Annotated in this window: 13 protein-coding genes and 2 tRNA genes; 1 reads left to right on the top strand and 14 read right to left on the bottom strand. The window is 60.2% G+C overall.

Annotation, left to right across the window (positions count from 1 at the left end; genetic code table 11):
• Window positions 1-115: 115 nt before the first annotated feature.
• Window positions 116-529, bottom strand: a complete 414-nt coding sequence (locus tag ACIPZB_RS22545; RefSeq protein WP_010955354.1) for a VOC family protein — start codon at window positions 527-529, stop codon at window positions 116-118.
• Window positions 530-589: 60 nt separating this feature from the next.
• On the opposite strand from ACIPZB_RS22545, the gene ACIPZB_RS22540 reads away from it, so the two are divergent.
• Window positions 590-892: a putative quinol monooxygenase gene (locus tag ACIPZB_RS22540; RefSeq protein ID WP_400642734.1), complete on the top strand. Its 303-nt coding sequence runs from the start codon at window positions 590-592 to the stop codon at window positions 890-892.
• A gap of 78 nt (window positions 893-970) precedes the next feature.
• Here the strand turns inward: ACIPZB_RS22540 and ACIPZB_RS22535 are convergent, their stop codons facing one another.
• The 13 genes from ACIPZB_RS22535 to glmM all read right to left on the bottom strand — a co-directional run bounded on the left by ACIPZB_RS22535 (window position 971) and on the right by glmM (window position 13,320).
• Entirely contained in the window at window positions 971-1,321 is a 351-nt protein-coding gene (locus ACIPZB_RS22535; RefSeq protein ID WP_008098929.1) for a BON domain-containing protein, read from the bottom strand.
• 261 nt (window positions 1,322-1,582) lie between these two features.
• Complete coding sequence (pnp, locus tag ACIPZB_RS22530; RefSeq protein WP_400642732.1) at window positions 1,583-3,688, bottom strand: polyribonucleotide nucleotidyltransferase; 2,106 nt, start codon at window positions 3,686-3,688, stop codon at window positions 1,583-1,585.
• A 249-nt stretch (window positions 3,689-3,937) separates the two neighbouring features.
• On the bottom strand, window positions 3,938-4,207 hold the full coding sequence (rpsO, locus tag ACIPZB_RS22525; protein ID WP_012274241.1) for a 30S ribosomal protein S15: 270 nt from the start codon (window positions 4,205-4,207) through the stop codon (window positions 3,938-3,940).
• A gap of 149 nt (window positions 4,208-4,356) precedes the next feature.
• The gene (gene truB, locus ACIPZB_RS22520; RefSeq protein WP_400642730.1) at window positions 4,357-5,274 is read right to left on the bottom strand and encodes a tRNA pseudouridine(55) synthase TruB; all 918 of its coding nucleotides are present in this window, start codon (window positions 5,272-5,274) and stop codon (window positions 4,357-4,359) included.
• Between the two features lie 3 nt (window positions 5,275-5,277).
• Window positions 5,278-5,676, bottom strand: coding sequence for a 30S ribosome-binding factor RbfA (gene rbfA, locus ACIPZB_RS22515; RefSeq protein ID WP_008098923.1), 399 nt, complete (start codon window positions 5,674-5,676; stop codon window positions 5,278-5,280).
• Window positions 5,677-5,792: 116 nt separating this feature from the next.
• Window positions 5,793-8,321, bottom strand: a complete 2,529-nt coding sequence (gene infB / locus ACIPZB_RS22510; protein ID WP_400642728.1) for a translation initiation factor IF-2 — start codon at window positions 8,319-8,321, stop codon at window positions 5,793-5,795.
• A 27-nt stretch (window positions 8,322-8,348) separates the two neighbouring features.
• Window positions 8,349-9,830, bottom strand: a complete 1,482-nt coding sequence (gene nusA / locus ACIPZB_RS22505; protein WP_008098919.1) for a transcription termination factor NusA — start codon at window positions 9,828-9,830, stop codon at window positions 8,349-8,351.
• Between the two features lie 59 nt (window positions 9,831-9,889).
• Window positions 9,890-10,348 carry a ribosome maturation factor RimP gene (gene rimP, locus ACIPZB_RS22500; protein ID WP_043274067.1) on the bottom strand — a complete coding sequence of 153 codons (459 nt, stop codon included), beginning with the start codon at window positions 10,346-10,348 and terminating at the stop codon, window positions 9,890-9,892.
• Between the two features lie 130 nt (window positions 10,349-10,478).
• Window positions 10,479-10,555 (bottom strand) — tRNA-Met (locus ACIPZB_RS22495).
• Between the two features lie 98 nt (window positions 10,556-10,653).
• Window positions 10,654-10,739: transfer RNA gene (locus ACIPZB_RS22490), tRNA-Leu, on the bottom strand.
• Window positions 10,740-10,760: 21 nt separating this feature from the next.
• Window positions 10,761-11,153: a preprotein translocase subunit SecG gene (secG, locus tag ACIPZB_RS22485; protein ID WP_400642726.1), complete on the bottom strand. Its 393-nt coding sequence runs from the start codon at window positions 11,151-11,153 to the stop codon at window positions 10,761-10,763.
• A 4-nt stretch (window positions 11,154-11,157) separates the two neighbouring features.
• Window positions 11,158-11,913, bottom strand: a complete 756-nt coding sequence (gene tpiA / locus ACIPZB_RS22480) for a triose-phosphate isomerase (protein WP_400642724.1) — start codon at window positions 11,911-11,913, stop codon at window positions 11,158-11,160.
• 66 nt (window positions 11,914-11,979) lie between these two features.
• The gene (gene glmM, locus ACIPZB_RS22475) at window positions 11,980-13,320 is read right to left on the bottom strand and encodes a phosphoglucosamine mutase (RefSeq protein ID WP_400642723.1); all 1,341 of its coding nucleotides are present in this window, start codon (window positions 13,318-13,320) and stop codon (window positions 11,980-11,982) included.
• Window positions 13,321-13,331 lie beyond the last annotated feature (11 nt).

Here is a 13,331-nt window from a genome sequence, read left to right as displayed (position 1 = left end):
CGCGGCCCCCCCCCCCCCCCCCCCCCCCCCCCACACACCCCCCCCCCCCCCCCCCCCCCCCCGCCGCGCCCCCCCCCCCCCCCCCCCCCCCCCGGCGATAGGGTCGCTGACAATTTCAGACCAGGCGCTGCCCCGACACCGCCGGATGATACAAGGGCTGCACCTTGTTCCCGGCAGGGTCCAGCAAATGGAAGCTGCGCGCCCCATCACCATGGTTGAAGGGACGATCTAGCAGGGTCACCCCATGCGCCTTGAAGTACTGATACCAAGCCTCCAGCTCCTCGACGCTGTCGACGATGAACCCATAATGGTCCAGGGTCTGCAGCCCATTGGCCGCCCCCGCACCCCGCCCCAGCGACAGGTTGTCGTTGCCGCAAGTCAGGTACACCAGATCCTCGTTGGCCCGGTTCAGCACCTCCATGCCCAGTACATCGACATAGAAGCGCTCGCACTCCTCCAAGTTGGGCACCAGCAAGGCGATATGACGCAGGCCGTTTAGGCGACCCGGGCGTGCAGGTAATTCGGACATTGGCGCGGCTCCATTTTTGTATACAATTCAAAACTGAATTTAAAACAAAAGGAGCCACTTGTGTACAGCCTGTTCATCAAGACTCGCGTGAAACCCGGCTGCGCCGAAGCCTTTCTTGCTGCAATCAACGTCAATGCCGCGGCCTCGGTGGCCAGCGAGCCCGGTTGCCTGGTGTTCGATGTTTGCCAGGACCGGGTTGATGCCGATGTGATCTACCTTTACGAGATCTACCGCGACGATGAGGCCTATGAAGCGCATACCCACACGGCGCACTTTCGCGACAGCCGACCATTGGTCGAACCCCTGATACTTGAGCAGGAATGCTTCGAAAGTGATGTGATAGCGCGTAACCCGGTGAATTGAGCTTGATGAAAAAGCCCCGGCCAAGGCCGGGGCTTTTTTGAAGTGGTGGCCAAATCCTTTTGGCCGACGGGACATCCCTTATTCGGTTTTCAGGCCGTCAGCCGAAACGGCCTGAACACCTTTGATCTTCTTGGTGATCGCAACCGCGGTCTCTTTTTGAGACTTGGTAACGGCAGTATCCGAAGAGAGCGAAACCACGCCTTTGTTGGTCTCGACCTTGATGTCAGTACCTGGGATGCCTTTTTCAGTCATCAGGTCCGATTTAACCTTGGTGGTGATCCAGGTGTCGGAGGTCGCTTCCTTGGCTTCGGTCATCTCACCGGCTGCCAGTGTCATCGGGGCCTGGGTGGACTGCTGGGCGAAAGCCGCGTTAGCCATGGTCAGGGTCAGAGCGGTAGCAGTAGCGGCAGCAATGGCGAACTTCTTCATGTGGGTCACTCCTGTTATTCGAAAGGTCTGCGCCGTGTCTCGTGGCGGCAGGTAAGAGTGTAGTTGCACGCCGTGTGCCAGCTTTTCCGCCTCGCTTGTTTTCTTATAAATCAATGACTTAGCTGATTCAGCCAAAGTCCTTGGTCGTGCATTTTGCAATCCGCGCGGTAAACCTGCATGCAAGATGCAAGTGCGCAAAAGGTTCCGCAGGGCCAATAAAAAAGGGCCCCGAAGGGCCCTTTTTCACTGCGTGTCAGTCGCTTAGACGCCCGAAGCCTTGGCTGCGGCAACGTCCTTGATCGACAGCTTGATACGGCCGCGGTTGTCCACGTCCAGTACCAGTACTTCGACTTCCTGACCTTCTTTCAACACGTCGGTCACTTTCTCTACGCGAGCGTCGCTCAGCATGGAGATGTGCACCAGACCGTCCTTGCCAGGCAGGATGTTGACGAAGGCGCCGAAGTCGACGATGCGCTCGACCTTGCCCACGTAGATCTTGCCGATCTCGGCCTCGGCGGTGATACCCAGGATGCGCTGGCGAGCTGCCTCGGCCGCTTCCTTGGTTTCGCCGAAGATCTTGATCGAGCCATCGTCTTCGATGTCGATCGAGGCCTTGGTTTCTTCGCAGATGCCGCGGATGGTGGCGCCACCTTTACCGATGACGTCACGGATCTTGTCGGTGTCGATCTTCATCGCGATCATGGTCGGTGCGTTGGCCGACAGCTCGGTACGCGACTGACCAATGATCTGGTTCATCTGGCCGAGGATGTTCAGGCGCGCTTCCAGGGCCTGGCCCAGGGCGATTTCCATGATCTCTTCGGTGATGCCGTTGATCTTGATGTCCATCTGCAGCGCGGTGACGCCTTTGGCGGTACCGGCTACCTTGAAGTCCATGTCGCCCAGGTGGTCTTCGTCACCCAGAATGTCGGTCAGGACTGCGAACTTCTCGCCTTCCTTGACCAGACCCATGGCGATACCGGCAACCGGTGCCTTCATCGGTACACCGGCGTCCATCAGGGCCAGGGATGCACCGCAAACCGAAGCCATGGAGCTGGAACCGTTGGACTCGGTGATTTCCGACACTACACGGATGGTGTACGGGAACACGTCGGCAGCAGGCAGCATGGCCTGAACCGAACGGCGGGCCAGACGACCGTGACCGATTTCACGACGGCCAGCACCGCCCATGCGACCACACTCGCCTACCGAGAACGGTGGGAAGTTGTAGTGCAGCATGAAGGGGTCTTTCTTCTCGCCTTCGAGGGTGTCCAGCAGCTGGGCGTCACGGGCAGTACCCAGGGTCGCGACGACCAGGGCCTGGGTTTCGCCACGGGTGAACAGGGCCGAACCGTGAGTCTTCGGCAGAACACCAACTTCGATGTTCAGCGGACGAACGGTCTTGGTGTCACGACCATCGATACGTGGCTTGCCGTTGACGATGTTTTCGCGAACGGTGCGGTATTCGATTTCGCCGAAGATTTCTTTGACTTCAGCAGCCGAAGGCTGACCTTCTTCACCGGAGAACTTGGCGATCGCCTGATCGCGCAGTTCGCCCAGGCGCGCGTAACGGTCGGCCTTGACGGTGATGGTGTAGCCCTGGGAAACGCCCTCGCCGAATTCGGCGCGGATGGCGTTGAACAGTTCGGTGTTGGCAACGGCCGGTTTCCAGTCCCAGGTCGGCTTGCCCGCTTCGGCAGCCAGCTCTTTGACAGCCTGGATGACCGACTGGAATTCGTCGTGGGCGAACAGTACGGCGCCCAGCATCTGGTCTTCGGTCAGCTCTTGGGCTTCCGATTCAACCATCAGTACAGCGGATTCGGTACCGGCTACGACCATGTCCAGGCTCGAAGCCTGCAGCTGCTCGTAAGTCGGGTTCAGCAGGTAGCCGGTGCTTTCGTGGAAAGCAACGCGGGCAGCGCCGATCGGGCCTTCGAACGGAATGCCGGAAATAGCCAGGGCAGCCGAGGTACCGATCATCGCAGCGATGTCCGGATCGGTCTTCTTGCTGGTGGAAACCACGGTGCAGACGACCTGGACTTCATTCATGAAGCCTTCAGGGAACAGCGGGCGGATCGGACGGTCGATCAGGCGCGAGGTCAGGGTCTCTTTCTCGGAAGGACGGCCTTCACGCTTGAAGAAGCCACCAGGGATCTTGCCAGCGGCGTAGGTCTTTTCCTGGTAGTGGACCGACAGCGGGAAGAAGCCCTTGCCCGGGTCTGCCTGCTTGGCGCCGACCACGGTCACCAGCACGGTCACGTCGTTGTCGACGGTCACCAGCACGGCGCCGGTCGCCTGACGGGCGATGCGGCCCGTTTCGAGAGTAACGGTCGATTGACCGAACTGGAATTTCTTGATTACCGGGTTCACGGTTTCCTACCTTTTTCAGTGGCTCTGGGGGAACTGGTTTCTTGCGAATTCTTGGGCAGAACGGGGAATCGGCCCCATTGACCGTCCAGATACAACACGAGGCTGGGAGCCTGGCGCCGAGCGGAAAATCCGCTCAGCACTGCCAGGCTGCCAACCTCGGAGATACGCGTGACGTGTCCAACGAAAACGCTGCCAGGCAGCATTCCCGAAGCATGCGACACGCCATGCACACCACTGACCAGGCCGCTATTAGCGACGCAGGCCCAGGCGACCGATCAGGGCGCTGTAACGAGTGGTGTCTTTGCCCTTCAGGTAGTCCAGCAGCTTACGACGCTGGTTAACCATACGGATCAGGCCACGACGGGAGTGGTGGTCTTTGCCGTTGGCCTTGAAGTGGCCTTGCAGCTTGTTGATGTTCGCGGTCAGCAGAGCAACCTGAACTTCCGGGCTACCAGTGTCGCCAGCAGCTTGCTGGAAGTCGGTAACGATTTGAGCTTTTTCTTCAACGCTGAGGGCCATGAGGCTACTCCTGATTAAACGGATCCCGTTACCGGGGTCCAATAGGCCAGGGACAAAACCCTGTATTAATAAAAAAGGTGTGACCGTGCCTACTGACAGCCACCCTTGTACCCGCCGGTTTCAGCCGAAGCCTCCACCTGCGGTTCCGGTCATTCCGACCGAATCAGTCGACGCGGCGCAATACGCCCGTCTTCGCTCACTTCACCGATACCGATGAAGCGACCATTGTGATCCTGCACCCGGACCATGCCGAATTGCGGCGCATCCGGTGCACGTACTGCCTGGCCATGCAGCCAGTAGAACGAACTGTGCTCGGACAGGCAGACCAGCGGCCAGTCCAGCAGCCCACTGTCGGACGGCATCAGGAAGCGATCGAGCGCTTCGTTGCCGCCTTCGGCGTGGGCCTGCTCGAGTTCCTCGAGGGTGACCGTCTGTGCCAGCACGAAGGGCCCAGCCTGGGTCCTGCGCAGCTCGGCGACATAGGCGCCGCAGCCCAGGGCTTCACCAATATCCTCCACCAGGGTGCGGATATAGGTGCCTTTGCTGCAACCGACCGACAGTCGCGCACGGGTGCCTTCGCACTCGAGCAACTCCAAGCGACCAATAGTAACAGAACGCGCCTCGCGCTCCACTACCTCTCCTGCACGTGCCAGTTTGTACAGCGGCTGGCCATCGCGCTTGAGCGCCGAGTACATCGGCGGTACTTGAAGGATTTCACCCCGAAAACGCGGGATAACCGCTTCCAGGTCGGCGCGACCAACGGTCACTTCGCGGGTCTGCAGGACTTCGCCTTCAGCGTCCGCAGTGCTGGTAGTCTGCCCCAGCTGCATGACCGTTTCGTAACCCTTGTCGGAATCGAGCAGGTACTGCGAGAACTTGGTCGCTTCACCGAAGCACAGTGGCAGCACGCCAGTGGCCAGCGGGTCGAGGCTGCCGGTATGCCCGGCTTTCTCGGCATTGAGCAACCAGCGAACTTTCTGCAGCGCAGCGTTGGAGGTGAACCCCAGCGGCTTGTCGAGCAGGATGATGCCGCTGACGTTGCGGCGGATACGTTTGACCTGGGCCACCGCTTACTCCTTGGTGTCCAGCTCGTCGGTATCCTTGTGCAGGCGGTCTTCGGCCACCGCACGCTCGATAAGTGCCGACAGGTGTACACCACGGCTGACACTTTCATCGAAGTGGAAGTGCAATTGCGGCACGCTGCGCAGCTGCATCGAGCGGCCCAGGTGCAGGCGCAGGAAGCTGGCGGCGCTGTTCAGTGCCTTGAGCGACTGCTGCACGGCGTCAGGGGTTTCTTCGCCCATGACGGTGATGAAGACCTTGGCATGGCCGAGGTCGCGGCTGACGTCCACGGCGGTGATGGTCACCAGACCGACGCGTGGGTCCTTGACTTCACGGCGGATCAGTTCTGCCAGCTCGCGCTGCATCTGATCACCGATACGTTGGGTACGGCTGTATTCTTTGGCCATTCTTGCTACCTGTAACTTAAAGCGGCAAACGCCCGGTCAAGCTGAAGCCTGACCGGGCGCTGCCTTCTGAGGCGCCGCCCACCGCCCTGCGACGGGGGTTGGCGCCATGCCCGCCCTTAAAGGGTACGAGCAACCTGGACTTTCTCGAAGACTTCGATCTTGTCGCCGACCTTGACGTCGTTGTAGCTCTTGACGCCAATACCGCACTCCATGCCCGAACGCACTTCGGAGGCGTCGTCCTTGAAGCGACGCAGCGATTCCAGCTCGCCTTCGAAGATCACCACGTCGTCGCGCAGTACGCGGATCGGACGGTTGCGGTACACGGTACCCTCGATGACCATACAGCCAGCGATGGCGCCGAACTTCGGCGAACGGAACACGTCACGTACTTCAGCGACACCCAGGATGTTCTCGCGAACATCGCTGCCGAGCATGCCGGTCAGGGCTTTCTTGACGTCTTCGATGATGTCGTAGATCACGTTGTAGTAACGCATATCCAGACCTTCCTGCTCGACGATCTTGCGCGCACCGGCATCGGCACGCACGTTGAAGCCGAACAGCACCGCGTTGGACGCCAGCGCCAGGTTGGCGTCGCTTTCGGTGATACCACCGACGCCGCCACCGATCACGCGAACCTGAACTTCGTCGTTGCCCAGGCCGCCGAGCGAACCCTGCAGTGCTTCCAGGGAACCGCGCACGTCGGTCTTGAGGACGATGTTGAGGGTCTTCTTCTCTTCCTGACCCATGGTCTCGAAGATGTTTTCCAGCTTGCCGGCGTGAGCACGGGCCAGCTTGACCTCGCGGTACTTGCCTTGACGGAACAGGGCAACTTCGCGGGCTTTCTTCTCGTCGGCAACCACGGACAGCTCGTCACCGGCTTCCGGCGTACCGTCCAGACCGAGGATCTCGACCGGGATCGACGGGCCAGCTTCCTTCACAGGCTTGCCGTTCTCGTCGAGCATGGCACGCACGCGGCCATAGTTGGAGCCGCACAGGACCATGTCGCCCTGACGCAGGGTACCGTCCTGAACCAGGATGGTAGCCACTGGGCCGCGGCCCTTGTCCAGGCGCGATTCGACGACAACACCACGACCTGGAGCGGTCGGAGTAGCGGTCAGTTCGAGGATCTCGGCCTGCAGCAGAACGGCTTCGAGCAGCTCGTCGACACCGGTACCCATCTTCGCCGAAACCTTGACGAACGGGGTGTCGCCACCCCAGTCCTCGGAGGTCACGCCTTCGACGGCCAGTTCGTTACGGATGCGATCGAGGTCGGCACCCGGCTTGTCGATCTTGTTCACCGCGACCACCAGCGGAACGCCAGCTGCCTTGGCATGCTGGACGGCTTCGCGGGTTTGCGGCATCACGCCGTCGTCCGCCGCCACCACCAGGATGACGATGTCGGTCGCCTTGGCACCACGTGCACGCATCTGAGTGAAAGCTGCGTGGCCCGGGGTGTCGAGGAAGGTGACCATGCCGCGGTCGGTTTCCACGTGGTAGGCACCGATGTGCTGGGTAATACCACCGGCTTCGCCAGCGGCAACCTTGGCACGACGGATGTAGTCGAGCAGCGAGGTCTTACCATGGTCAACGTGACCCATGACGGTAACCACCGGTGCACGCGACTCGGTCTGGCCTTCGAATTTCAGCGATTCGGCCAGGGAGTCTTCCAGGGCGGTATCGCTGACCAGGGTGACCTTGTGGCCCAGCTCTTCTGCGATCAGCTGAGCGGTTTCCTGGTCGAGCACCTGGTTGATGGTAACCGGGGTGCCCATCTTGAACATGAACTTGACCACTTCAGCGCCCTTGACGGACATCTGGTTGGCAAGTTCGGAGACCGTGATGGTCTCGCCGATGGTCACGTCACGGATGACGGGGCCGGTCGGGTTCTGGAAGCCATGCTGATTGCGTTTCTTCAGCTTGCCCTTGCCACCACGACCACGACGAGCGCCATCGCTCTCTTCATCGGTAGTGCGCGGAGCGGCACGTGGAGTCGGAGCCTTTTCCTTCTCCTTGACCTTGACCTTGATCGAAACACGCGGCGCCTCGCCACGACGACGGTCGTCATCGCGAGTGCGGTTTTCGTTGCGACGGGTCTCGTCTTTCTTGCGCTCGGCAGCGCGGGCGGCTGCGTCTTCCGACGCTGGCGCCTCGGCGACTACCGGTGCCGGAGCGGCGGCAGGAGCCGGCTCAGCCTTGGCAGCCGGCGCAGGAGCAGCCGCAGGGGCATCGGTCGCCTGACGGCGAGCCTGCTCTTCGTTGCGCTGGCGAACATCAGCTTCGACCTTCTCACGCGCGGCGTTTTCGGCCGCACGGCGCTCTTCCTGCTCACGCTTCTGCTCAGCCTGGATTTCTTCAGGGCTGCGCTGCACGAATACTTTCTTCTTGCGTACTTCTACGCTGATGCTTTTGCTACCGGCGACACGCAGGGTGCTGGTGGTCTTGCGCTGCAAGGTAATCTTGCGCGGCTCTTCCGCCTTGCTCTTGTGGCTGCTCTTCAAATGAGTCAGCAGAGTCTGCTTCTCATTGTCGGTCACTACCTGACCGGCGTCGGTGTGCGGCAGACCTGCCTCACGCATCTGCTGCAGCAGGCGCTCTACCGGTGCCTCGACCTCTTGGGCCAGTTCTTTCACCGTGACTTGCGTCATGCACTTCTCTCCTCAGGCCGCGCCTAATTACTCGAACCAGTGGGCTCGGGCGGCCATGATCAACTTGCCGGCACGCTCTTCGTCGATGCCGTCGATGTCGAGCAGGTCGTCAATCGACTGCTCGGCCAGGTCTTCGCGGTTAACCACGCCGCGCACCGCCAGTTCCGCCGCCAGGTCCTTGTCCATGCCCTCAAGGGAGAGCAGGTCTTCGGCCGGATGGGCGTCTGCCAGTTTTTCTTCGGTAGCGATGGCCTTGGTCAACAAACGGTCCTTGGCTCGAGCGCGGAGCTCATTGACGATGTCCTCGTCAAAGCCATCGATGTTGAGCATTTCTTCCAACGGTACGTAGGCAATTTCTTCGAGGCTGGTAAAGCCTTCGTCGACCAGCACTTGGGCCAGCTCCTCGTCGACTTCCAGTTCTTCGATGAAATTGCGCAGGATGTCACCGGTTTCGGCCTGCTGCTTGGCCTGGATGTCCTTTTCGGTCATCACGTTCAGGGTCCAGCCGGTCAACTGACTGGCCAGGCGAACGTTCTGACCGCCACGGCCAATGGCCTGGGCCAGGTTGTCCTCGGCAACAGCGATGTCCATGGCATGGGCATCTTCATCAACGATGATCGCCGCGACTTCGGCCGGCGACATGGCGTTGATGACAAATTGCGCCGGGTTCTCGTCCCACAGGACGATATCCACACGCTCACCACCCAGCTCGCCGGATACGGCTTGGACGCGCGAACCGCGCATGCCGATACAGGCACCTTGCGGGTCGATGCGCTTGTCCTTGGAGCGGACGGCGATCTTGGCACGCGATCCCGGATCACGGGATGCGGCCATGACTTCGATGAGGCCTTCAGCGATTTCCGGCACTTCGATACGGAACAGTTCGATCAGCATCTGCGGCGCGGTGCGCGACAGGATCAGCTGAGGACCGCGGTTCTCGGTGCGGATTTCCTTGAGCAGCGCACGCAGGCGCACGCCAACCCGGAAGGTCTCACGTGGAATGATGTCTTCGCGAGCCAGCAGCGCCTCGGCGTTGTTGCCCAGGTCGACGATGACGTTGTCGCGGGTGACCTTCTTGACGGTGCCCGAGATGATCTCGTTCACACGCTCGCGGTAGGCGTCGACCACCTGGGCGCGCTCGGCCTCACGGACCTTCTGCACGATCACCTGTTTGGCGGTCTGGGCGGCGATACGACCGAATTCGATGGACTCGATCTTCTCTTCGATCACATCACCCACCTTGGCCTCAGGGTGGGTCTCGTGAATCTTCGCCAACCAGGTCTCGATGGCCGGATCGTCCAGATCGGCTTCGTCGACCACAGTCCAGCGACGGAAGGTTTCGTAGCTACCGGTGTGGCGGTTGATTTCCACACGCAGGTCGACTTCGTCCTCAAAACGTTTTTTGGTTGCAGTGGCCAGGGCCACTTCCAGCGCTTCGAAAATGACGCCGGGCGGTACACCCTTTTCGTTGGATACCGATTCAACAACCAGCAGTACTTCTTTGCTCATCGTACGCCTCGCCTTGCGCAAGCCATTGGGCCCGGAAAGTCCGCCGGGCCCGGCACGTCTCAGTCAAAACTGGGAATAATATTGGCCTTGTCGATCGAGTCGATCGGCAACAGGAATTCGTGATTGTCCACCTGGACCACAACGTCCTGTTCCTCCACACCGCGGAGAAGGCCCTGGAAATTACGACGACCTTCGAAGGGCGTACGCAGCTTGATCTTCACTTGTTCGCCGGCATGCGAGGCAAACTGTTCCAGAGTGAACAGCGGGCGATCCATGCCTGGTGAGGACACCTCAAGGGTATATTCACTGCTGATCGGATCTTCGACATCGAGGATGGCACTGGCCTGACGACTGACTGCTTCGCAGTCGTCCACCAGGATGCCGCCTTCCTTGTCAATATAGATGCGCAATACCGAATGCTTACCCTGGGATACGAACTCGATCCCCCAGCACTGATAGCCCAGACCCTCGACCACCGGGGCCAACAAGGCCTGCAACTGTTCTAGCTTGCTCGACACCTGAACCCCCTCGTGCATGCTGTGCAAATAAAAAATGGGCGAAGCGCCCATCCCTGAAAGCGCCGTAGGACAACGGCGCCGAAAACTGTTCGGCTAGCAAAAAGCCCCTGAAAAGGGGCTCCGCTATAGCTGGTTGCGGGGGCTGGATTTGAACCAACGACCTTCGGGTTATGAGCCCGACGAGCTACCAAGCTGCTCCACCCCGCGACAAAGCTGGGGCGAAAGTATAAGACCGAACCCATTGCTGGGTCAATCTAACCTCCACCTACAAGAAAGCCCGCTAAAGCGGGCTCTCAAGCTTTAATTGGTACCGAGAAGGGGACTCGAACCCCTACACCCTATGGGCACAACCACCTCAAGGTTGCGTGTCTACCAATTCCACCACCTCGGCAATACTACTTCTTGAAACCCGTTACTTCTGCTCTTCGGTCGGAGGAGGTACATCACCAGCGTTGGTGGTTTCGCTCTTCTGCTCCTGGAGCACCGGTACATCATCATTTACTGCCGGCTTTGGCTGTTTCACTTCCAAGACCGCCGGATCTGGGAGACCCGCTTGGCTCAGCTGGTGAGCTTGTTGCTTCGCGAAGTATCCTAACCCAAGTGCTGTCAAAAAGAAAGTGGCAGCAAGTATAGCAGTGAATTTACTTAGGAAGGTGGCAGAACCCTGGCTTCCGAACACAGTATTAGAAGCACCTGCGCCGAAAGATGCACCTGCTTCCGCACCCTTACCCTGTTGCAGCAGAACCAGCACTACAAGCGACAGCGCTGCCAACAGATGAAAAACAACGATGACTGTTTCCAGCATTTGTTCAGTTTCCTGCGGCGCGACAAATTGCACCGAATTCGTCTGCGTTCAGGGACGCTCCACCAATGAGCCCCCCATCGATATCCGGCATGCCGAACAGTTCGGCCGCATTGGCCGCCTTCACGCTGCCGCCGTATAGAAGCTGCACATTCGCGGCAACTTCGGCGTCCTCGGCCGCCAACTGCGCCCGGATGGCTGCATGCACATCCTGGGCTTGCTGAGGCGAGGCTGTCAAACCTGTACCAATGGCCCAAACAGGCTCATAGGCAATTACAGCATTGGCAAAAGCCTTAACACCGAATGCATCGATGATACTGCTTAGTTGACGCCCGACAACTTCGAGTGTCTTGCCTGCTTCGCGCTCCTCGAGGGTCTCCCCTACGCAGAGCACCGGCATTAAACCACTAAGTTGAGCCGCTGCAAACTTGCGATTGAGCACTTCGTCACTTTCGCCAACGATCTGGCGGCGCTCGGAGTGGCCAATCAGCACCAACTTGCAACCTGCTTCAACCAACTGACTAGGTGCAACTTCACCGGTCAGCGCGCCCTGTTCGGGCTGTACAGCAGAATTCTGTGCTCCGACGATGATCCCCTTGCCTTGCAAGCCATCAACTACTTGATTGATGAACAAGACAGGCGGAAACACCGCAACTTCAACACCGTTCGGCACGGGCATATTGCCCAAGCCCTGGATCAGCTCAGCGACGCTGGCGCGGGTACCGTGCATCTTCCAGTTACCAGCTACCATAGGGCGACGCATGCTTTACCTCGTCGGTCAAAGTGGGCGCAGATCTTACCCAACCCGATCTGCGCTGGCAAGCCTCTTTCAGATACAAACTTCTGCGACCAGTTTGGCCAGGGCCTCGGCATGCGTGCGCACCTGGCTTTCGTCGTCGCCTTCGACCATCACCCGCACCAGCGGCTCGGTACCCGACTTGCGCAGAAGCACCCGCCCACGACCCGCCATGTCCTCGGTGACCTTGGCACTGGCCTCTTTCACCGCAGGGTGCTCCAGAGGGTCGACCTTGCTCGCGCCGAAACGTACGTTGATCAGCACCTGCGGGCACTTGCGCAGGGCCTGACGGGCCTGAGCAAGGGTCTCGCCACGGCGCTTGAGGGCCATCAGCACCTGCAGCGCGGCGATGATCGCGTCACCGGTGGTTGTGTGGTTGCAGCACACCACATGACCGGAGTTCTCCCCGCCCAACAGCCAGTCACGCTCGAGCAACTCGGCCATCACGTAGCGGTCGCCAACCTTGGCGCGCACGAACGGGATACCCAGATCCTTGAGTGCCAGCTCCAGGCCCAGGTTGCTCATCAGCGTACCTACCACGCCACCCTGCAGCTTATTGCGGTCATGCAGGTCGCGGGCAATGATGAACAGCAGCTCGTCGCCATCGACGATGGCCCCGGTGTGGTCGACCATCAGTACCCGGTCGCCATCGCCGTCGAAGGCGATGCCCAGGTCGGCATGACCCACAAGCACCGCGGCCTGCAACGATTCGATGTGGGTCGAGCCACAGCCTTCGTTGATGTTGAGGCCATCGGGCTGCGCGTGCAGCACCGTGACGTCGGCGCCCAGCTCACGGAATACGCTAGGCGCAACCTTGTAGGTGGCGCCGTGGGCACAGTCGACCACCAGCTTGAGCCCCTCGAAACTGGTGCTGCTCGGCACACTGCTCTTGCAGAATTCGATGTAGCGGCCAGCGGCGTCGTTGATGCGGGAAACCTTGCCCAGCTTGCCGGACTCGACCACGGTCATCGGCTGGTCGAGCAGCTCTTCGATCATCAGCTCGACCTCGTCCGGCAGCTTGGTGCCCTGGCCCGAGAAGAACTTGATCCCGTTGTCATCGTGCGGGTTGTGCGAAGCACTGATGACGATGCCTGCTTCGGCATGGAAGGTGCGAGTGAGGTAGGCGATCGCCGGGGTCGGCATCGGGCCGAGCAGCAGCACGTCAGCACCTGCCGCGGACAGGCCGGCCTCGAGTGCCGATTCGAACATGTAACCGGAAATACGCGTGTCCTTGCCCACCAGCACGCGGCAATTGCCCTGCTTGCGGAAGGCCATGCCCGCAGCCCAACCCAGCTTCAGCATGAAGTCGGGAGTGATCGGGTATTCGCCGACGCGGCCACGGATGCCGTCGGTACCAAAGTATTTTCTGCTCATAGGTACTCCAA

Origin of the sequence: Pseudomonas sp. NPDC089396, from assembly GCF_044749545.1 — a bacterium.
Taxonomy (GTDB): domain Bacteria; phylum Pseudomonadota; class Gammaproteobacteria; order Pseudomonadales; family Pseudomonadaceae; genus Aquipseudomonas.
This window is presented reverse-complemented; position numbering and strand designations above follow the sequence as displayed.